General features: G+C 31.1%; 21 protein-coding genes. 5 read left to right on the top strand and 16 right to left on the bottom strand.

What is annotated here, in order from left to right; translation table 11 throughout:
- Window positions 1–87 precede the first annotated feature (87 nt).
- Window positions 88–507, top strand: a complete 420-nt coding sequence (locus WPG_RS10035; RefSeq protein ID WP_045472044.1) for a (4Fe-4S)-binding protein — start codon at window positions 88–90, stop codon at window positions 505–507.
- A 150-nt stretch (window positions 508–657) separates the two neighbouring features.
- On the opposite strand, the gene WPG_RS10040 is transcribed toward WPG_RS10035, so the two are convergent.
- Window positions 658–1,338: a hypothetical protein gene (locus WPG_RS10040; protein WP_045472047.1), complete on the bottom strand. Its 681-nt coding sequence runs from the start codon at window positions 1,336–1,338 to the stop codon at window positions 658–660.
- A gap of 41 nt (window positions 1,339–1,379) precedes the next feature.
- Between WPG_RS10040 and WPG_RS10045 the strand changes: the two genes are divergently transcribed.
- Window positions 1,380–2,180: a methyltransferase domain-containing protein gene (locus tag WPG_RS10045; protein ID WP_045472050.1), complete on the top strand. Its 801-nt coding sequence runs from the start codon at window positions 1,380–1,382 to the stop codon at window positions 2,178–2,180.
- A gap of 36 nt (window positions 2,181–2,216) precedes the next feature.
- Here WPG_RS10045 and msrA read toward each other — a convergent pair whose 3' ends face one another.
- From msrA to WPG_RS10065, 4 genes are all read right to left on the bottom strand, one after another.
- Window positions 2,217–2,879 carry a peptide-methionine (S)-S-oxide reductase MsrA gene (msrA, locus tag WPG_RS10050; RefSeq protein WP_045472053.1) on the bottom strand — a complete coding sequence of 221 codons (663 nt, stop codon included), beginning with the start codon at window positions 2,877–2,879 and terminating at the stop codon, window positions 2,217–2,219.
- Window positions 2,880–2,991: 112 nt separating this feature from the next.
- Entirely contained in the window at window positions 2,992–3,549 is a 558-nt protein-coding gene (locus WPG_RS10055) for a hypothetical protein (protein ID WP_045472057.1), read from the bottom strand.
- Window positions 3,550–3,654: 105 nt separating this feature from the next.
- On the bottom strand, window positions 3,655–4,440 hold the full coding sequence (locus WPG_RS10060; protein ID WP_045472060.1) for a zinc ribbon domain-containing protein: 786 nt from the start codon (window positions 4,438–4,440) through the stop codon (window positions 3,655–3,657).
- Between the two features lie 2 nt (window positions 4,441–4,442).
- Window positions 4,443–5,537, bottom strand: a complete 1,095-nt coding sequence (locus tag WPG_RS10065; protein ID WP_045472063.1) for a Nif3-like dinuclear metal center hexameric protein — start codon at window positions 5,535–5,537, stop codon at window positions 4,443–4,445.
- Between the two features lie 40 nt (window positions 5,538–5,577).
- On the opposite strand from WPG_RS10065, the gene lpxK reads away from it, so the two are divergent.
- Window positions 5,578–6,579 carry a tetraacyldisaccharide 4'-kinase gene (gene lpxK / locus WPG_RS10070; RefSeq protein WP_045472066.1) on the top strand — a complete coding sequence of 334 codons (1,002 nt, stop codon included), beginning with the start codon at window positions 5,578–5,580 and terminating at the stop codon, window positions 6,577–6,579.
- Here lpxK and WPG_RS10075 read toward each other — a convergent pair.
- From WPG_RS10075 to WPG_RS10105, 7 genes are read right to left on the bottom strand one after another with little or no spacing between them, the layout of a single operon-like run.
- The gene (locus WPG_RS10075) at window positions 6,576–8,813 is read right to left on the bottom strand and encodes an ATP-binding protein (protein ID WP_045472069.1); all 2,238 of its coding nucleotides are present in this window, start codon (window positions 8,811–8,813) and stop codon (window positions 6,576–6,578) included. The genes lpxK and WPG_RS10075 overlap by 4 nt on opposite strands.
- Before the next feature lie 30 nt (window positions 8,814–8,843).
- Complete coding sequence (gene gap, locus WPG_RS10080) at window positions 8,844–9,860, bottom strand: type I glyceraldehyde-3-phosphate dehydrogenase (protein WP_045472072.1); 1,017 nt, start codon at window positions 9,858–9,860, stop codon at window positions 8,844–8,846.
- Window positions 9,860–10,732 carry a lipoyl synthase gene (gene lipA / locus WPG_RS10085; RefSeq protein ID WP_045472075.1) on the bottom strand — a complete coding sequence of 291 codons (873 nt, stop codon included), beginning with the start codon at window positions 10,730–10,732 and terminating at the stop codon, window positions 9,860–9,862. Before lipA ends, gap begins: the two co-directional genes overlap by 1 nt.
- Before the next feature lie 50 nt (window positions 10,733–10,782).
- Window positions 10,783–12,027, bottom strand: a complete 1,245-nt coding sequence (locus WPG_RS10090; protein WP_045472078.1) for an Nramp family divalent metal transporter — start codon at window positions 12,025–12,027, stop codon at window positions 10,783–10,785.
- Entirely contained in the window at window positions 12,027–12,572 is a 546-nt protein-coding gene (locus WPG_RS10095) for an RNA polymerase sigma factor (RefSeq protein WP_045472081.1), read from the bottom strand. Before WPG_RS10095 ends, WPG_RS10090 begins: the two co-directional genes overlap by 1 nt.
- Window positions 12,563–13,675 carry a glycosyltransferase gene (locus WPG_RS10100; RefSeq protein ID WP_045472084.1) on the bottom strand — a complete coding sequence of 371 codons (1,113 nt, stop codon included), beginning with the start codon at window positions 13,673–13,675 and terminating at the stop codon, window positions 12,563–12,565. Before WPG_RS10100 ends, WPG_RS10095 begins: the two co-directional genes overlap by 10 nt.
- Before the next feature lie 7 nt (window positions 13,676–13,682).
- The gene (locus WPG_RS10105) at window positions 13,683–13,886 is read right to left on the bottom strand and encodes a hypothetical protein (RefSeq protein ID WP_045472088.1); all 204 of its coding nucleotides are present in this window, start codon (window positions 13,884–13,886) and stop codon (window positions 13,683–13,685) included.
- A 135-nt stretch (window positions 13,887–14,021) separates the two neighbouring features.
- Between WPG_RS10105 and aqpZ the strand changes: the two genes are divergently transcribed.
- Window positions 14,022–14,708, top strand: a complete 687-nt coding sequence (gene aqpZ, locus WPG_RS10110; RefSeq protein WP_045472091.1) for an aquaporin Z — start codon at window positions 14,022–14,024, stop codon at window positions 14,706–14,708.
- A 72-nt stretch (window positions 14,709–14,780) separates the two neighbouring features.
- On the opposite strand, the gene WPG_RS10115 is transcribed toward aqpZ, so the two are convergent.
- The 4 genes from WPG_RS10115 to WPG_RS10130 form a co-directional block, all read right to left on the bottom strand.
- Window positions 14,781–15,572, bottom strand: a complete 792-nt coding sequence (locus WPG_RS10115; protein WP_045472094.1) for an anti-sigma factor domain-containing protein — start codon at window positions 15,570–15,572, stop codon at window positions 14,781–14,783.
- Window positions 15,573–15,583: 11 nt separating this feature from the next.
- Window positions 15,584–16,117 (bottom strand): RNA polymerase sigma factor, encoded by a 534-nt coding sequence (locus tag WPG_RS10120; protein WP_045472096.1) that lies wholly within the window; start codon window positions 16,115–16,117, stop codon window positions 15,584–15,586.
- A gap of 209 nt (window positions 16,118–16,326) precedes the next feature.
- Window positions 16,327–17,340: a UDP-N-acetylmuramate dehydrogenase gene (gene murB / locus WPG_RS10125; protein ID WP_045472099.1), complete on the bottom strand. Its 1,014-nt coding sequence runs from the start codon at window positions 17,338–17,340 to the stop codon at window positions 16,327–16,329.
- Window positions 17,340–18,530 (bottom strand): pyridoxal phosphate-dependent aminotransferase, encoded by a 1,191-nt coding sequence (locus WPG_RS10130; protein ID WP_045472102.1) that lies wholly within the window; start codon window positions 18,528–18,530, stop codon window positions 17,340–17,342. The genes murB and WPG_RS10130 overlap by 1 nt, the downstream gene beginning before the upstream one ends.
- A 113-nt stretch (window positions 18,531–18,643) precedes the next feature.
- On the opposite strand from WPG_RS10130, the gene WPG_RS10135 reads away from it, so the two are divergent.
- Window positions 18,644–19,999 carry an aspartyl protease family protein gene (locus tag WPG_RS10135; RefSeq protein WP_171817173.1) on the top strand — a complete coding sequence of 452 codons (1,356 nt, stop codon included), beginning with the start codon at window positions 18,644–18,646 and terminating at the stop codon, window positions 19,997–19,999.
- Window positions 20,000–20,009 lie beyond the last annotated feature (10 nt).

The raw sequence follows: 20,009 nt of genomic DNA on the forward strand, positions 1-20,009 counted from the left end.
TTGCTAACAAAAATAAGGATTTAAAGCGACTGTAGAAAGCCTTAAATTCTTATATGGATTTAGTATCTTTAAAGAAAGAATTTAAGTATGGGAAAGACAAAAGAATATAGTAACGGTGAGGTTACAGTGGTTTGGGAGCCTGAAAAATGTATTCATTCTGCAATTTGTGCAAAAGGATTGCCAAGTGTTTTTCAACTTAAAGATAGACCTTGGGTTAAGATTGATGCAGCTGTAACAGATGAGATAGTAAATACTGTAAAAAAATGCCCATCAGGTGCTTTAAGTTTTTATATGAATGCTGAAGATAATTTATCTGAAGAATCATTAGAAACTAAAGTTGAAGTTTTAGAAAATGGACCGCTTTTGGTTTATGGGATTTTAAAAGTGTCGGATAAAAATGGCAATACTGAAACTAAAAATAGAACAACTGCATTTTGTCGTTGTGGAGCTTCAGAGAATAAACCGTATTGTGATGGTGCACATATAAAAGAAGATTTTAGAGGATAAAATAAAGCACCTTAACTTGTGAGATAAAGTGCTTCGATATATATAGGCGCCAAAAGGCGGAAAATGTAAGCTATACCTTTTTAGTCGAAACTAGTATCGTGAAACTTACATTATAGATTACAAAAGTAATGCCAAAAATTAAATTTAGTACTACTCTAGTGTTATTTCAACATCTCCAAAATTTAAATTCCAATTACCACCTTCCATTTTATGGTCTATGGCAATTTTAATTCCGTTAAAGTCTTGATAATTCTCAAATGTGGTAGACATCGATGGTTCCTCTGCATTTCCTTTTCTAAAAATCCATTCTCTAATCATATAATTTTCGTCATAAAAGATGTCATAAGCATCACCAGGTGTATAACCACCTTCATCACCATACAAAATTGTAATCATATCTAATTGTTCCTTGCCAATTGGTGATTTAGCTATTTTGGATTCAGAAATTGTTGCAGATGTATCCCAAACCAATTGAAAAGGTACTAGAAGCCAGAACTTATCATTGGTAAAAGCTCTATCAGTGCCTATATCTGTGCTATCTATTTTATTTCTGGTATATTCTATTGATCCCGTATGATTTTCTAAAACCACGATGTCTTGTTTAGGTTTCCAACTCCATGATCTCCCTTTTCCTTTTATAGTATCTCTATCAACTTTAAAGATGAATTTTACTTCTGATACATTTTTCCAGTTTTCAAAACCATGTGCATTTGCAATTTTTTCAGCAATAGTTAGTTCTTTAAGGTCTTCTCTTATTGATGCTTCTGATTTTTCAGATTTGCAGCCTAATACTAATAGGAAACAAATCAATCCTGTATATAATGACTTCATATTAAAAAGTTGTTTTAAATTACATGCAAAATTAACCAACCATGAAAGAGAACACTAATTATTTTGAAGTAAATAAAGCGACTTGGAATAAGAAAGTAGATATACATGCTAAAAGTGAAATGTATAAAATGGATGCTTTTAAGTCTGGTAGGACCTCTTTGATGTCATATGAATTAAAGGCTTTAGGAGATGTTAATGGAAAATCGTTATTGCATTTGCAATGCCATTTTGGACAAGACACTTTAAGTTGGAGTAGGATGGGAGCGAAGTGCGTTGGTGTAGACTTAAGTGATGAAGGTATAAAGTTAGCAAAGCAATTAAATGGCGAGTTAAAATTAGATGCTGAGTTTGTATGTTGTAATGTTTTGGATACATCCCAACATATTTCTGAAACCTTTGATATTGTGTTTACAAGTTATGGTACTATAGGTTGGTTGCCTGATTTAAAACCATGGGCACAAATGATTTCAGAGCGCCTCAAAGTCGGTGGTACATTTTATATCGTGGAGTTTCATCCTATTATTTGGATGTTTGATTATGTTGATGGTACATCTAAGATGAAGTATCATTATAACAGAAAAGAATTAATTTATGACGAGTACGAAGGGACTTATGCAAATCAATCATCAAAAATGGTAAGTAAAGAGTATGGTTGGAATCATGGTTTAAGTGAAGTTGTAAATTCACTAATTGAAGCAGGATTACAAATAGAATACCTCAATGAATATGATGAAAGTCCTTATGATGTGTTTCCTGACTTAACACAATTAGAAAACGGGATGTATAAGATTAAAGATCAATTGTTCCCAATGCTGTTTGAGATAAAAGCTACTAAGAAGTAATAAAAAAAGCCTGAATTTATTTTCAGGCTTTTTTATTTAATGTTTTTCATCTTCCTTTAACAACTCAGGAAACTTAGCTTTAAAACGATTAAGTCTTGGTATAGAAACTGCCCTAATATATCTTTGATTAGGATTACGTTTTTCAAAATCTTGGTGATAAGCTTCACCTACCCAAAATTTTTGAAATGGATAAACCTCTGCCGCAATTGTAGTATCTAACTTTTCAGCTAAAGCCGCTTTCTTTTCCTCTATTATTTTCTTTTGAGCTTCGTCTTGGTAAAATATTATTGAACGGTATTGAGAACCTCTATCTGGACCTTGCCCATTAACTTGTGTAGGGTTTTGAGAACCAAAATAAACATCTAGTAAAGTAGAGAAACTCACTACTTCTGGATCGTAAATAATTTCTACAGCTTCTGCATGTCCTGTTCTTCCGGTATTACTAGCTTCATAAGTTGGGTTTTCGGTATGTCCGCCAGAATAGCCACTAATAGATTCTTCGACACCTTTCACACTTTCAAAAACGGCTTCAACACACCAAAAACAGCCACTAGCAAAATAAGCTCTTGCTTTACCATTTTTTATAGGCACAACTACTGGGTCTGCATCAATAACAGATTTTTCTTTCTCACTGACTTGTGCCTGATTTTGACAACTAAAAAATAAACTTATACTTAAAATGAATACTAATTTTTTCATGGTAATGATTTTCTTTTTCTCATAGACGAACAAAATTACAATTCCTTAATTCTAATTCTTTTAAAGTTTTATTAAATAAAGTTATGTAGTGAAGATTTATATTATCGGAAAGCTATGAAACAACAGGTATAATCCATTCGCCATTTATATGATAGTAAGCATGTATTAAACTAGGAAAACAAGAGTACGGCATATCATCTGCAATGATAAGCACAGTATCCATTGATTTATTGAAAAAAGGTTTGGACAGTACCATAAAGCCTTTTGGACATATTGAATCTAAAATACGTTCTTTTTCCTGTCTATTTCTCAGCATGGCAATGGATTCAGCTAGTTTTTCAGGGATTAAAGTATAATTATTATTGGTTATTGTTTTGTTGAGATTGACTTGTCTAGAAAGACTGTTTATACTATCGATTTCGAACCGAGACTTTAAGTTTGTGCGCATCATGAAATAGTCTTTATTTAATTCAGGTCTTTCCATTTCTTCATAATCAACTGTTGTATAACTTGGTTCAATTATACAACTACAACTAAATTCACTCAATTCTAATAATTTAGCTACAAATTCATTAGCTACTTTGTTATAAGTGTCTTCTGGAGTAGTCTTAGTTTCAGTTTTACAACTGAAGCAAAATATTAAAAAAATGAATATGGAAAGTTTATTCAAAATAAGCTGTTTAATAATTTAACTGGGAAGAAGGTGTATTATTTTAGATTAAATAAAAAAAAGCCTTTGCGAAAGCAAAGGCTTTTAAAATATATTTTAAGAAGATTATTTACTCAACTTAGCAAATAATTTATTCATTTTTACTTTTTCTTCTTCAGCTAATACGGCATCAACTAAGATACGACCACTATGCTCATCAGTGATTACTTTTTTGCGAGAAGCAATCTCTACTTGAACTTGTGGAGGAATTGTAAAGAAAGAACCACCAGAAGCACCACGCTCTATAGCTACAACTGCTAAACCATTTTTAACGTTGTTTCTAATTCTAAGGTATGCTTTAACTAAACGATCATCGATTTTCTTTTGGAAATCTTCAGATTTACCTAATAATGCTTCTTCTTCTTTTTCAGTTTCCTTTAAGATTTCGTTTAACTCACCTTTTTTATGTTTAAGGTGCGCTTGACGATCTTTTAAACGATCTTTAGTTTCAGAAATCACTTCTTTTTTCTGATCGATCTGAACTTTAAATTCTTTAATGTGCTTTTCAGCTAATTGAATTTCTAGTTCTTGAAATTCAATCTCTTTTGTCAATGAGTTATATTCTCTGTTATTTCTAACATTTTTTTGTTGCTCACTGTATTTTTTGATTAAAGCTTTTGCTTCTTCGATTAAATTCTTTTTTCCTTTAATCTCATCATCAATAATAGCAAGGCTATCATTTAACTTTTCCATTCTAGTGTTAAGCCCTTCAACTTCGTCTTCTAAGTCTCTAACTTCTAAAGGAAGCTCACCTCTGACATTTCTTATTTCGTCTACTCTAGAGTCAATTAATTGTAAATCATATAATGCCCTTAATCGCTCTTCAACAGAAACTTCAGCTTTTTTTGCCATAATTATAAATACTTTACCGGATTTGTATTTGTCTTTGATAAAATGACTGCAAAATTAGTAATTTTTTTTGAGAGATAGTCTACTAAAAACGATTTTGTGAACTGTTCACTTTCATAATGGCCAATATCTGCTAAAACGATTTCATTTTCGGCGCTGAAAAAATCATGATATTTTAAGTCTGCAGTGACCAAAAGATCTGCATTTAAAGCTTTTGCGGCTTGTATTGCGAAACTTCCAGAACCACCTAAAACTGCAATATGCTTTATAGGTTTATTTAAAAGGTTTGAATGTCTAATACATTCTGTATTCATTTTGTCTTTAATAAAATTCAGACAATCTGTTGCTGACATGGATTCTTTAAGTTCACCAATCATTCCCATACCAATGTGTTGGTTTGTGTTTTCTAGTGTGGTAATTTCATAAGCAACTTCTTCATATGGATGTGCTTCAAAAAGTGTTTTTAAAATTTTTGATTCGAGATGCTTTTTAAAAGTAACTGATATGGCTGTTTCATTTTCAGTGTGTAATTCTCCTTTTTTTCCAATTGCAGGATTTGAATTCTCATTGCCTAAATAAGTACCTTCTCCATCAATATTAAAACTACAAGATTCGTAATTACCAAGACTACCAGCACCAGCATTAAATAACTCAGCCCTTAGTTCTGCAGCATTTGTTTTAGGTACATAAGTTTGTAATTTTTTAATTGTGCTAGATTGCGGAATTAAAATTTGCTTATTCTTTAATCCTAATTGATCACAAATAATAGAGTTTACACCCTCAATAGCATTATCTAAAGCCGTATGAATAGAGAAAATAGCAATGTTGTTTTGAATTGCTTTAATTACAACACGCTCCACATAAGTTTTACCTGTTAATTTTTTAAGTCCTTTAAATATAATAGGATGGAAGCTTACAATAAGATTACACTTGTTATTAATTGCTTCATCTACGACAGTTTCAAGCGTATCTAATGTTACTAAAATTCCTGAAACAGGTTGATCTTTGTTTCCGACTAAAAGTCCGACATTGTCAAAATCTTCAGCATAAGCTAATGGTGCTAAGTCGTGTAAGTGATTTATAACATCTTGTACTATCATAAGTGCTTATTTGTTTCAAAAATAATATATTTTAGTGCTCATGAAGTTTATACGCATCATATTATTTCCTATTGTTCCTATATACTATTTAGTCACTTGGTTCCGTAATTGGTTATATGATAAAGGTTTTAATTCTTCTGAGTCTTACGATTTCCCAGTGATATGTGTTGGAAACCTTAGTACAGGTGGAACCGGTAAAACACCAATGATTGAATATTTAATTCGATTATTGAAAGACGAAAAATCTGTTGCGACTCTGAGTAGAGGTTATAAAAGAATAACAGAAGGTTTTGTATTAGCTGATAAAAGTGCAACTGCAGATACTATTGGTGATGAACCTTTTCAATTTTTTAAGAAATTTAAAGACATTAAAGTAGCAGTTGACGGTAATCGTCAAAATGGCATTAAAGAACTTACAGCTACAGACGAACAAACAGAAGTTATTTTATTAGATGATGCATATCAACATAGAAAGGTAATAGCTGGTTTTAATATTCTATTGACAGCATATAATAATTTATATTACAAGGATATTGTTTTACCAACAGGTAATTTAAGAGAACCACGTTCGGGTGCTAAAAGAGCAGATTTAATTGTTGTGACCAAATGCCCTAAAACAATTTCTGAAACTGAAAAGAGCAAGATTAGTTCTAGGTTAAAATTAAACTCAAATCAGCAATTATTTTTTAGTCATATTAATTATTCTGAAAAAGTGATATCAAAGAGTAGTGAATTAGCACTGAATCAACTTTCTAAATTCACTTTAGTAACAGGTATTGCCAATGCAAAGCCTTTGGTTGATTTTCTGAATAAAAGGGGATTAGAATTTGATCATGTTGAATATCCAGACCATTATAGTTTTAAACCAACAGATACTGAAATATTAGAAGGTAAAGGGCTTATTGTAACAACTGAAAAGGACTATGTAAGATTATCATCTAATAATGAAAGTTTAGAGCCTAATTTGTTTTACTTACCAATAGAGATTGAAATAGACAAAAAGAAAGCTTTTGATGAATCAATTAAAGAGTTCGTTGATTAAAAGAAACTAGAGACTACTTCTTTGCCAGATAGAACATCATGTAGTTTATTCTCGAAATCCTCTTGCTTAAATGGTTTTGAAATAATATCATCAAACCCAGCTTCACCAAATTCGTGCATTTTATCTTCAAGAGTTACTGCAGTAAGAGCAAAAATGGTCAATTCCTTATCGAAAGTTCTTATAATTTTAGTTGCTTCTAATCCGCTAATTCCGGGCATATGAATATCCATTAATACCACATTGTAATCAACATTTTTAACTTGTTCTACTGCGGATTCTCCATTATCAACGACATCACAATAAAGCCCCATTTTATTGAGAATCTTTTTAGTAATCATCTGATTGATTTTGTTGTCCTCTACAACTAAAATTTTAACTTCACTTAAATCCAAATCTTCCATCTTATTAGATTGTTTAACTTCTGCTACTTTCGGTTTTTTGGCTTTTTCAGTGTGTTCTAGAGGTAATTCAAAGAAGAACGTAGTGCCTGTACCAAGTTCACTCTTCAAGTAAATTTTACCTTTAAGAATCTGAATCAATCCTTTAACAATAGATAGACCTAGACCAGTACCTCCATACTTTCTGTTAATTTGTACAGAGCCTTGAGAGAAACTCTCAAACATGTGATCTTGCTTCTCTTTTGTAATACCAATACCATTATCTTCAATTTCAAAGCGAAGGTTGTATATATTGTCCTTCTGGTCAATTTTGTACGCTCTTACCCAGATGTCTCCATCTTTTGTGAATTTAATAGCATTACCGAGTAGGTTAATTAAGATTTGGGAAATCTTTAATTGGTCACCAGTATAAGTTTCTGGTAAACTGTCGTCATAATTGAAATGTAACTTTGTATTATTGTCATTTGCTGAGTTACTTAATGCAGAAATTACATTTTCAAGTTTATTTTTAAGGTTGAATTGTTCTGGGTCTAATTCAACTTTGTTAGCTTCAATTTTATTAATCTGAAGAATGTCATTGATGAATGTTAGCAGATAGTCTCCTGAGAATTTTAATGATTTAAGATGCGGTATTTGGTGATCTTTTGGTTTTTCATCTAATAGCATGTTCGTAAGACCAGTAACGGCATATAAAGGAGTTCTAAGCTCGTGAGTTACTGTTGATAAGAAGTTAGCTTTAGTCTTAGATGCTAGTTCTGCTTTTTCCTTTGCCACAATAAGCTCATCATTTTTTTTATGGAGCATATTATTAGTCTTTAACCTTATATTATTATTTTTATAAAGAGATAAAGTTAAAAGAGATAGTATGGTTATTAAAGCAATACTTAATATTGTAGTAATCCTTGTGAAATTACTTTCGGCACTAATTTCATCATTCTGTAACTTTAATTGTTGGTTCTCAGCCTCTTTATATTGATAAATAGATTGACTTGTAACACCAGGCGCTAAGTTTTCTCGCTTTACGTTTAATATAGAATCAGATAGCTTTATATGCTTTTTTACATAGTCGTATGAATTTTTATAATCACCTTGTTTTTCATGTATGTCACTAAGCGTCAAATAAGCTTCATTAATATTTTCTGTAATTTTATAAGATTCTGCAATTGAAAGCCCTTCTTTTGCTTGAGATAGTGCTAATATGTTATTATTTAATGCACTAGATACTTTACCAGTTTGAATAAGAGCACTACTTAGACGACGTCTTTGATCATATTTTTTCGCTATTATAATCGTCTTTTCTAGTTGATTCTTTGCCTCTTCATAGCGATTTTGAGCGATATAAACTTTAGCCTCGTTTAATGTAACTTCAGAAATATATTCCTCTAAGTCCTCCTGTTCAAATAAATTCTTAGCAGAATTAAAATATTCTAATGCACTTTCATACTCTTCTTTAGTACTATGAATAACCCCTTTAATATTGTAAGTAATGGCTAGGTTATCATAATCATTATTTTCACGTTGAATTTGAATAGCATTACTGATGGAAACAGTAGCTTGGTCTTTTTCATCCATTAAAAACTGCACTTTAGCAATTTTTGTATGAATTTTACCCTGGCTCTCTTTGTCATCAATTTTTTCAGCAAAAACTAATGCCTTATTTAAGTTAACTTTGGCATTATAATAATCACCACGATTATTATCTAATTTGGCTTGATTAATACGTTCTTGCAGTCTAACTGCAAGCATGTCTGTATCTTCAACGCTATCTTGTTGCGAGAAAATAAGACTACAAAAACATGCTAAAAAAACAAATATGTAATATTTGATTTGGGACATTTCAGCTCACTTTACTTTTAACAAATATAATTAAATATTCGACAAAAGTGCATTTTTATCCGATAAATTGCAAATTAAATCTAAAATTCTAGAACTATACCCAGTTTCATTATCGTACCAACCCACTATTTTTACCATGTTTCCTATTACAGAAGTCATTTGAGAATCAAAAATACAAGAGTGAGGATTGCCAACAATATCAATCGATACAATTGGGTCTTCGGTATACTCTAGAATTCCTTTTAATTTTGAAGTAGCAGCATTCTTAAAAATTGAATTAACTTCTTCAATAGAAGTTTGTTTTTCAACATTAATAGTAATATCCGTTAAAGAACCATTAGCTACAGGAACTCTTATACCGCATCCACCAATAACGTCTGATAAATCTGTGAAAATCTTAGTTAATGCTTTGGCTGCACCTGTTGTAGTGGGAACTATAGATTGGCCAGCTGCTCTTGCACGTCGTAAGTCGCGATGTGGTTGATCGTGTAAACTTTGATCTGTTGTATACGAATGTATAGTAGTAATATAAGCTTGCTTAATACCAAAATACTCTTTAATTAATGAAATCATTGGCGCAGCATTATTCGTTGTACAAGATGCATTTGATAAAATAGTTTCAGTACCATCTAGAATATTATCATTGACACCAAGAACTATCGTTTTAATATCATCCTCTAATGCAGGAACCGATAGAATGACTTGATTAGCACCATTATCAATGTGATATTGAAGTTCTGACTTTATTTTAAACTTCCCGGTAGACTCAATTACATAATCGGGTTTAGTCGAAGACCAATCTATATCTTTAGGATGTGATAGGTTGTATAAAGGAATTTTTATATCATTTAGAATTATGTGATTCTTATCAAAAGAAATAGCTTCATCTAAAACGCCATGAATACTGTCATACTTCAATAAATGACTTAAGGTCTTTGTGTCTGCTAAATCGTTAATTGCTACAACTCTTATTTGTGGATGTTGAAGCGCTAATCTAAATACACGACGACCAATTCTGCCAAATCCGTTAATGGCAATAGTAATCATTAGTTGATGTGTTTTTGAGCTTTGTAAGAAGATCTTACTAAAGCACTACTTTCAACATGTCTAAATCCTAAATCCAATCCAATAGCTTTATATTCATCAAACTGATCTGGATTGATAAACTGTTTTACAGGTAAGTGTTTTTTACTTGGTTGTAAGTATTGACCAATTGTTACCACATCGACATCATTTGCTCTTAGATCATGTAAAGTTTCTATAACTTCTTCACGTTTTTCACCTAAACCTAACATAATTCCAGACTTGGTTCTACGTTGTCCTTGCTGTTTTAAATATTTTAAAACTCCCATACTACGATCGTACTTGGCTTGTATACGAACTTCACGAGTTAATCTCCTTACAGTTTCTATATTATGAGATACAACCTCAGGAGCTACATCTATAATGCGGTCGATGTGCTTTTCTAAACCTTGAAAATCTGGTATCAGTGTTTCGAGTGTAGTTTCTGGATTCATTCGTCTAACCGCTTTTACAGTTTCTGACCACATAATGCTTCCCATGTCTTTAAGATCATCTCTATCAACACTTGTTAAAACCGCATGTTTAATTTGCATTAATTTTATAGAACGTGCTACTTTTTCAGGTTCGTCCCAATCGACCGTTTCTGGTCGTCCAGTTTTCACACCACAAAATCCACACGAGCGAGTACATACATTACCTAAAATCATAAAAGTTGCTGTGCCTTCTCCCCAACATTCCCCCATGTTTGGACAACTTCCAGAGGTGCAAATTGTATTTAGTTTATATTTATCAACAAGACTTCTAAGTTCAGTATACTTTTTACCAGTAGGCAATTTTACGCGAAGCCATTTTGGCTTACGCTCAGGTAAAATATTTGAAGCAACTTTGGTTTCCATGCATTTTCAATTTCAGATAACAAAGATACGAAGTAAATAATTAAACTGACTTATAATAAAGTGAGATACCAGACACTAAAACCAACCAAAAACAAAATACCTAACCATGATAAAACATGTAGCTTTAAAGTTGGTCTCCATGCTTTAGGAGTATGTTTGCTAGAAATTAATTTATAATTAATAATGGCGTAAAAAGGAGCAGTTATAAAAGAGAGTATTGTTGCAATTTTAATAAGTAATCCCATTTCTGAGGCAAAAACAAAAAAGATAATAAGTGTTCCAAAGGTTAATATTAAAATCCAAAGTAAATAGCCTCTTTTAAATACTTTTTTAGTCAGCAATTCTAAACTTCTAGACATAGCTCTTGGTGATGCATCTAAAGTTGTAATAGTTGTACTAAACATAGCAGTAAATGCTGCAATACCAATTACAATGTATGCCCAGTTCCCTAAACTTTTAGTATATAAATCTACTAACTGATTTGAAAAAACAGCCGCTTTATTGCTGAAGGTTTCACCTGTGTTAAACATCACAAAGTAGCCTAAGCATACGAATGCGATTCCTAAAATTATAGCGCAGATGTAACCAATGTTAAAATCTAGTAAAGCCGTTTTAGGTGTAAATATGCCTTCGTCTTTTTTCTTTTCAATAGCCCAAATAGAATGCCATACTGAAATATCTAATGGTGCAGGCATCCAACCCATAAAGGCAATTAAAAAGGCTATTTCAGTAGTGTTTTCTGGTAATACTTGTGCTAATGAGATAGGGTTTTTAAATTCTGTAAAGGCGAAACAAACAGCTACAAGTGTACTTATAGTCAATGTTATAATGATAAACTTAATGAGTTTATCAAGTGCACTGTATTTACCAAGAAATAGAATTAAGAGACAAACGAATAAGATAATTACTGTCCATATTTCTACACTTGTAATACTTTCATAGCCAAAATTTAGAAAGCTAATATCGCCAAAAAAAGAATGTGCTAGGCCAGCACTAACAATAGTTACAGCGGTTTGAATAGTAAACATGGTGCCTAAACTCAGAATAAAGTAGAAGATTAAAACACCTTTGCCTAATTTATGATAGCCTTCTAATAAACTTTCTCCTGTAGCAGATGCATATCGTGGACCAAATTGAAAGAAAGGATATTTAAATAAATTAACTAGTAGTAGAGCCCATAGTAAGCCTAAACCAAAATCTGCTCCAGCTCTTGTGGATTGTACCAAATGTGATACACCAATTGCTGCACCTGCAAATAATAAACCTGGGCCTAATTTTTTTAATGTTGTAAGCATTATATTTTGGTAATAATTGCAGCAAGTAACTTTTTGGCTCTGAGCAATTTCACCTTTACATTATTAATAGGCTCATTTAATTGTTCAGCTATTTCTTTATAACTTAATTCTTGAAAAAACCTCAAATTAATTACTTCTTGATAATGCGGTTTTAACTTTTTAATATCTCGCAGAAGTTTTGCCAAATTTTGCTCTGTAATAATCTTATGTTCAGGAGTAGGAGAGTCATCAACTATTTCTAAGTAATAGTCGTCATTATCTTTAGATGTATTTCGGATTGACTTCTTTTGTTTTCTTACTAAATCTATATGAATATTTTTAGAAATAGTGATTAACCAAGTTTTAAACTGGTATGATTCTTTGTAAGTATTAATCTTGTCAAAAGCTTTAGAAAATGTCTGAATAGTAATGTCCTCAGCGTCGTTTTCGTTTTGAGTTCGCTTTAGTTGAAATCCATAAATATCATTCCAAAACGTATCTAGTAGAAAATTGAATGCAATTTGATTATTCTCTTTAGCCTTACTAATAGCTTCTTTTACTTCCAATGCTTTGGTTTAGATATAAGATTTGCAATAAAGATACTTAATTGCGAAAGAATTAAAAAGAATTCGAGAATTGGAGCTAAAAAAATAAGGTCAATTTCATTAAGTTTTTTTGCAGTTAGCCCAAAACATAATAATTGAATTATAAAACGTAACGAAATTAGTGCGGTTAACCATTCCCAAGGAAATGATAAAGTGAATAATAGAATTCCTAAAATCCAAAACAACAATTGTGATGTGTAAAATAGACCTAACATAAATTTATGCAAAGGCTTATAAAATTTTGCTGTGCTTACATGTCTGCGTTTTTGTAGAATCCAACTTTTATAAGATGTTTTAGGTACTGAAATCGTAAAACTCTCTTTTGTAAAACAAGTTGAAGTATTCTTATTATCTGCTACTTTATTTACAAATAAGTCATCATCACCAGACTTTAGACTCATATGGTTATTGAAACCAGAATTATTAAAAAATAGTTCTTTTCTATAGGCCATATTCCTACCAACTCCCATGTAAGGTAATCCGAGATTGGCATAAGAAAAATACTGTAAAGCTGTCATTACAGTTTCAAAACGAATAAGTTTATTTAAAAAAGAAAAGCCCTTTTTTGTATAAGCACCATAGCCAAGTACAATAGATTTTTGATTAGAAAAATTGCTGCTGATATGATTTAACCATTTAGTTGAATTTGGTAAACAATCAGCATCAGTAAAAACTAAGAAGTCGTGTTTTGAAGCTTTTATACCTAAAGTCAATGCATATTTTTTATTTCCCCAAAATGTTTCAATAGTTTTTACATCTACCAGTTTTATATTACTATTTTTTTCTGCAAAACCTTTCATGACATCTAGAGTGTCATCCCAAGAGCTGTCATTGACTAAAACGACTTCAAAAGTTGAATAATCTTGATTTAATATAAAAGGAAGATTTTTTTTTAAGTTCTCAGCTTCATTTTTAGCGCAAATGATAATTGAAATTGGAATATTTTTTTTTAAACGTGTTTCGGCGCGTTTAACAGCAAAAGAAAATAAAAAACTGAGGTAATAGATAATTTGAATACTAACAATTGCAATAAATGCAGAAAATAGTATTGTTGAAATATTCATCTAAATTCTATGAATGTTGAGGTTCGTTACAATCCTTATATTCATCTGGTGTTTTTCCACAAAAACCACAAGTTTCCCCTTCTTTATTAAGCATAGGGTTTTGACTTGCACATGTTCCGGCAAATTTACCATCTTTTTTTGCCCAGATTTTTATAGCTATTCCTGCTATGGCTACAGACAATAATCCTAATGTAAGTAGTAGTAATTTCATCTAAATGCTTAAATTTAGCACAAAGGTAATGCTTTTTGCTTTTATTTTATAGCCCTTCTTCAATGTGACTTAACGCACTAATCTTATGTCGTATATCTATTAAACATTTATTACTAACTAATTAATTTATCTATTATGAAAAAATTATTTGCCGAGTTTTTCGGAACATTTTGGCTTGTATTTGGAGGTTGTGGTAGTGCAGTTTTTGCAGCCGGATTTCCAGAATTAGGAATTGGATTTGTAGGAGTGGCATTAGCCTTTGGTCTTACAGTATTAACTATGGCCTATGCAGTTGGACATATTTCTGGAGGTCATTTTAATCCTGCTGTCTCTATTGGTCTTTGGGCTGGTGGAAAATTTGAAGCTAAAGATTTAATTGGCTATATCGTAGCACAGGTAGTTGGTGCTATTGTAGCAGCTGCATTACTATATCTTATTGTTTCTGGTAAAACTGGATTTGAATCTGTAGGTGGTTTCGCTTCTAATGGTTATGATGCTTTATCACCAGATGGTTATAATATGATGTCTGTGATAGTAGCTGAAGTTATTTTAACAGCATTTTTCTTAATTGTTATTTTAGGAAGTACGAATGTTAGAGCTCCTAAAGGTTTTGCTCCAATTGCTATTGGTTTAGCTTTAACTTTAATACATCTTATTAGCATCCCTATTTCTAATACATCTGTAAATCCGGCAAGATCTTTAAGTCAGGCTTTATTTGCTGATGCTGCATATTTATCTCAAGTTTGGGTATTTTGGGTAGCACCTATTGCTGGCGCAATTATTGGTGGAATTATCCATAAAACATTATTCGAGAAAGAATAATTTTTTAAAAATTAAAACAAAAAAAGGAGGCACATTAAATGCGCCTTCTTTTTTATTTATCTAATTAATTCTTTATTCCTCTTTTAAAGAAATCTCAGCTACTTCAGTATCATTTTCATTAGTTTCGTCTCCCTTTGTACCAATTTTAATACTTAAGGCTAAAGCATCTTCCATGTAAGGAATCTGTTTTAATTTACGGTCAGCCTCATCCAAAATACCTAAATTAACCATTCTGTCTTGTAGTTCAGCCCAAATTTGATAATGCTGATCTTTTGGTAATTGCGGTAAAGTAATCACATCAATCATAGATGTTTTTTCTATTGGATTTATATAGGCAACAGTTTTTAAGTTCTTGGCACGTTCATTACCATTGATAACATATTTCTTAGAATCAGGATTATTAAGTTTCATTAACTCTCTAGATAATTCATCTAGCTTAGAATTATTCTTGTCAATATCACTTCTTAAATCATAAATTTCTTCAACAACAATGTTGTTTTCATCATTAAGATTCTGATTCTTTTGGTAAAGCATAAAAGATGTTACTGCAAATAAAACAGCAGCTGCACTTGCAGCAATACTATACCAAGGAGTCTTTGTTTTCTGTACAAGCTGAATCACTTTAGTGTCGTCAGATTCATCTAAAGATTCTAAAATATTTGATAATATATGATTAGGTACATCTATTGCACCTGCTTTAGCAATAATCTCTAGGTTATTCTGAAGCTTCTCATAAGCAGAAGCAGCTTCTGGGTAATTAGAAATGAAATATTCTACCTCTTTAGATTCTTTTAAAGAAGTTTCACCTACTAAATATTTGTTTAGTAAGTTAGAATTTAAAAAGCTATGTAATTTTGTTTCCATATTAAACTATTTTACGGATTATAAACTTTTTTAAGTTCTCTCAACCCTATTTTTAATCTAGATTTAATAGTACCTAATGGAATGTCTAATTCGTCACTCGCTTCTTGTTGCGTCATCCCTTGAAAAAATAGGGCCTCTAATACAATTTGATACTTTTCTTCTAGTCTTCCAATATGCTCTTTTATATCCATTACATCTTGGTTAAAATTGCTTGTTGGTAAGATATATACGTTAGAAGTATCAATTTGGACTTCTTTTTTATAACGATTATTAAAACTTCTTAGTTTGTCTATTGCTGTATTCCTTGCTATACGGAATAACCAGGTAAATAACTTTGCTTTGCTAGAATCGTATTTATGAGCATTTTTCCAAACCTTTATAAAGGTTTCTTGAAGTGCATCTTGAGCAATTTCCTCGTTAATTGTAATTTTTAAAATTACACCATATAGACTATTAGAATAGTTTTCATAAAGTAAATTTAAAGCTCGTTTATCTCCTTCTTTAAGTAAGTCTATAATTTTTCGTTCTGTAGGTGTAATACTCAAAATGTTAAAATATTGTTTTTCTGATACTTAGAACATCCAAAATGGATTTATAATCGTAAATATAATTAAATACACCATATAACTCGATGAACATATATGGTAAGAATAGTTTTTTCTTCAATTAGAATATGATTAATAGCATTATCAAGAATTATTCTTAATTCAAAAGTCGCAATGTGAATTGTGAATTGTGAATTGTGACTTTTGTTTTATATAATATTTACTTCAGTTTCAATAAAGATATTAAAGAGGCGCTTTACAGTTGTTTGGATGAGTTGTGCTAATTTATAAATATCAATGCCATTAGCATTCCCATAGTTAACTAGAACTAAGGCTTGTTTATTATGCACTCCATAATTATTAAAGCGTTTACCTTTAAAACCAGCTTTTTCTATTAACCAACCCGCAGGAACTTTTACTTCTTTATCCGAAATTTTATACGAAGGTACTTCTGGAAAATTTTCTTGTAGTTGTTTGAATTGTTGAGCAGAGATAATTGGGTTTTTAAAAAAACTGCCACTGTTGCCAATATCATTAGGATCTGGTAGTTTACTTTGTCTTATCGCTATTACTGCATTCGAAATGTCTTGAATAGTGGGATTAGTTATGTTTAAAGTTTCGAGTTCTGCTTGAATCGCTCCATAATCCATTCTTAAACTATGATTGTTTTTTGTAAGCTCAAGGTTAACACTTGTAATTATATATTCGCCTTTTAAATCTTGCTTAAAAACGGACTCTCTATATCCAAACTTACAATCAGATTTGGTAAATATTTTTGTAGTTTGAGTTCTAATATGAATCGCTTCGCAACTCACAAAAACATCTTTTAGTTCTACACCATAAGCTCCAATGTTTTGTATTGGTGCTGTACCGATATTTCCGGGAATTAAAGACATATTCTCTATACCTCCATAATTATGGTCTAAACACCAAAGTACAAAGTTGTGCCAATTTTCGCCAGCCATTGCATTAATTGTAACTGTATTTTTAGTTTCATTAACAACTTCGATACCTTTTAAATTAATGTGTAAAACTAAGGCTTCAATATCTTGAGTTAATAACATATTACTACCTCCTCCTAAAATAAATAATGGATGAGAATGTTGCTCTTTTAAAACCCTTTTGAGATTTTCAGTAGAAGTAATATTGCAAAACGATTTAGCTTTAGCTTCAATACCAAAGGTGTTAAATGATTTTAATGAAACGTTTTTTCCTATGGTCATTAGTCTTTATATACCTTAAGAGCTTCTGCTAAAATATTCACAGCTAATCTTAGGCTGTCTTCATTTAATACGTAGGCAATACGAATTTGGTTTAGACCTACACTAGGAGTAGAGTAGAAACCAGCTGCTGGTGCTACCATAACTGTATTGTTTTCATAATCAAAAGATTCTAGTAGCCAACGTGCAAAATCGTCAGAGTTTTTAACAGGTAATTCTGCAATACAATAAAAAGCACCATTGGGTTTTGCTACTTTGACCCCTTTAATTTTTTCTAATTCTTCAATTAGTGTATTTCTACGATTTACATATTCATTTTTTACATCATCAAAGTAACTTTGAGGTGTTTCTAATGCTCCTTCACTTGCTATTTGTGCTAGAGTAGGTGGGCTTAGTCTTGCTTGAGCAAACTTGAGAGCTGTTTTAATAACTTCATTATTTTTAGATACTAAATATCCAATTCTTGCTCCACACATACTATAACGTTTAGAAACCGAATCAATAATAATCGCGTTATCCTCTAAACCAGACTCCTGTAAAATAGAGTAGTGAGTAACTCCATCATAAACAAACTCTCTATATACTTCATCTGCAATTAAGAAAAGATCATGTTTTTTTACAATAGAAGCTAATTTTTGTATTTCTTCCTTAGAGTATAAATAACCTGTTGGGTTTCCTGGATTACAAATTAAAATAGCTTTCGTTTTAGGTGTAATTAATTTTTCAAATTCTTCTATTGGAGGCAATGCAAAGTTGTCTTCAATTTTTGATATTACAGGAATTACATTAACTCCAGAAGCTGTTGAAAAACCATTATAATTAGCATAGAAGGGCTCAGGAATTATAATTTCATCATTTTCATCCATGATGCTTCCAAAAGCAAATAAAAGGGCTTCACTACCTCCAGTGGTTACAATAATATCGTTGTGTGAGACATGGATGTCATTACGTTTATAATACTCAGCAATTTTCATTCTGTAGCTTTCAGAACCTTCAGAGCGAGAATAAGCTATAATATTTAATGAGTTATTTTTAACGGCTTCTAAAGCAACTGTTGGAGTTTTTATATCTGGTTGGCCGATATTTAAATAAAACACTTTTTTTCCTTGTTTTTCAGCTTCTTCTGCGAAAGGCACCAATTTTCGAATTGGTGATTCAGGCATGTTAACACCTTTTTTTGATATCGTTGGCATAAGTTAGTTTTAAAGTGCTAAGTTCTGAAAAATCTTAAAGTTTATTTAAAAATTAACGTTTAAAATATGCGATAAGGTAAAGATTTGTAACTTGATTTTAAATGTATCAATTCTTGAAGTTAGTATTTACTTATATTTTACCGTTTTTTTTACTTTTAAATTTTTGGGTTTTACCAGCTCAAAGTGAGTTTTTATTGGATGATAAGGTGAGCGAAAAAATTCATTTTGAGTTCACGAGTAATTTAATAATAATCCCATTGGAAATTAATAGTGTTGAATTATCGTTTGTTTTAGATACTGGTGTAAACAAGCCGATTTTATTCAATTTACTTGAGAGTGATTTATTGTCTTTAAAAGATACTGAAACGTTCTTTTTACATGGTTTAGGAGGTGATGGGAAAATAGAGGCCTTAAAATCTAGCCATAATGAATTTAAAATTGGTAATGCTATTAATACAGATCAAGACTTGTTTGTAGTTTTTGATAAAACGATAAATTTCACTCCCAGACTTGGGATTTTAGTTCATGGTATTATAGGCTATGATGTGTTTAAGAATTTTGTAGTAGAAATCAATTATAATGCTAAGTACATTAGATTACATAAGCCAGAATATTTTAAGCCTAAAACTTCAAAAAAGTGCAAGACATTACCCTTAAACCTCTATAGAGGTAAAGCTTATATAGATGGTGAAGTTAATATTAATGATGCTGAAAAACATGTAAAATTATTAATAGATACTGGGAGTAGTGATGCTTTATGGTTATTCGAAGATGAGTCAGAGGGTTTCTCACCGAATAAGAGTATGTTTTTTGTGGATTATCTAGGCAAAGGATTGAGTGGCTCGGTTTATGGAAAACGTTCTAAAGTAAATAATTTTGAGCTTGGAGATTTTAATATGGAGAATGTTAATGTCGCATTTCCAGATTCTGTGTCAATTGATTTAACCAAAACATTTAAAGGGCGTAATGGAAGTTTAGGAGGCGATATTTTAAAAAGATTTAATCTTTTTTTTGACTATACAAATGAGAAATTGCACCTAAAAAAAAATAGTTTTTACAAAGCATCTTTTACCTATAATAATAGCGGAATCGTTCTAGAATACAATGGAAATATGTTTGTTGAAGAACAAATAAAATTACCTAATTCTAGTAATTTTACAAATTCTAAACGAATGGATGCTGTACAAATCAATCAATCTTTTAACTACATAATGACATTGAAGCCTGTATATGAAATTGTAGAGATTAGAACATCATCTAATGCATATAAAGCTGGATTAAGAAATGGTGATGTATTGCTTACTATTAATTCTAAAGCTGCTTATAATTATAAACTTCAGGAAATTAGTGAAATACTTCACGGAAAAACTGGAAAAACAATTCGTGTTAAAATAGGTCGTAAAGGAGAAGATATGGTTTTTAAGTTTAAGTTAGATGATGTATTTAAAACAAATGAGCCCTCAAATTGAGAGCTCATTA

The sequence above is a fragment of the Winogradskyella sp. PG-2 genome (assembly GCF_000828715.1).
Taxonomy (GTDB): Bacteria; Bacteroidota; Bacteroidia; order Flavobacteriales; family Flavobacteriaceae; genus Winogradskyella.

Excerpts from the sequence above, each read along its gene's own strand:
- WPG_RS10035 (WP_045472044.1), top strand. The coding sequence starts at position 88 with ATGGGAAAGACAAAAGAATATAGTAACGGTGAGGTTACAGTGGTTTGG.
- WPG_RS10040 (WP_045472047.1), bottom strand. The coding sequence starts at position 1,338 with ATGAAGTCATTATATACAGGATTGATTTGTTTCCTATTAGTATTAGGC.
- WPG_RS10045 (WP_045472050.1), top strand. The coding sequence starts at position 1,380 with ATGAAAGAGAACACTAATTATTTTGAAGTAAATAAAGCGACTTGGAAT.
- msrA (WP_045472053.1), bottom strand. The coding sequence starts at position 2,879 with ATGAAAAAATTAGTATTCATTTTAAGTATAAGTTTATTTTTTAGTTGT.
- WPG_RS10060 (WP_045472060.1), bottom strand. The coding sequence starts at position 4,440 with ATGGCAAAAAAAGCTGAAGTTTCTGTTGAAGAGCGATTAAGGGCATTA.
- WPG_RS10065 (WP_045472063.1), bottom strand. The coding sequence starts at position 5,537 with ATGATAGTACAAGATGTTATAAATCACTTACACGACTTAGCACCATTA.
- lpxK (WP_045472066.1), top strand. The coding sequence starts at position 5,578 with ATGAAGTTTATACGCATCATATTATTTCCTATTGTTCCTATATACTAT.
- WPG_RS10075 (WP_045472069.1), bottom strand. The coding sequence starts at position 8,813 with ATGTCCCAAATCAAATATTACATATTTGTTTTTTTAGCATGTTTTTGT.
- gap (WP_045472072.1), bottom strand. The coding sequence starts at position 9,860 with ATGATTACTATTGCCATTAACGGATTTGGCAGAATTGGTCGTCGTGTA.
- lipA (WP_045472075.1), bottom strand. The coding sequence starts at position 10,732 with ATGGAAACCAAAGTTGCTTCAAATATTTTACCTGAGCGTAAGCCAAAA.
- WPG_RS10090 (WP_045472078.1), bottom strand. The coding sequence starts at position 12,027 with ATGCTTACAACATTAAAAAAATTAGGCCCAGGTTTATTATTTGCAGGT.
- WPG_RS10100 (WP_045472084.1), bottom strand. The coding sequence starts at position 13,675 with ATGAATATTTCAACAATACTATTTTCTGCATTTATTGCAATTGTTAGT.
- WPG_RS10105 (WP_045472088.1), bottom strand. The coding sequence starts at position 13,886 with ATGAAATTACTACTACTTACATTAGGATTATTGTCTGTAGCCATAGCA.
- aqpZ (WP_045472091.1), top strand. The coding sequence starts at position 14,022 with ATGAAAAAATTATTTGCCGAGTTTTTCGGAACATTTTGGCTTGTATTT.
- WPG_RS10115 (WP_045472094.1), bottom strand. The coding sequence starts at position 15,572 with ATGGAAACAAAATTACATAGCTTTTTAAATTCTAACTTACTAAACAAA.
- murB (WP_045472099.1), bottom strand. The coding sequence starts at position 17,340 with ATGACCATAGGAAAAAACGTTTCATTAAAATCATTTAACACCTTTGGT.
- WPG_RS10130 (WP_045472102.1), bottom strand. The coding sequence starts at position 18,530 with ATGCCAACGATATCAAAAAAAGGTGTTAACATGCCTGAATCACCAATT.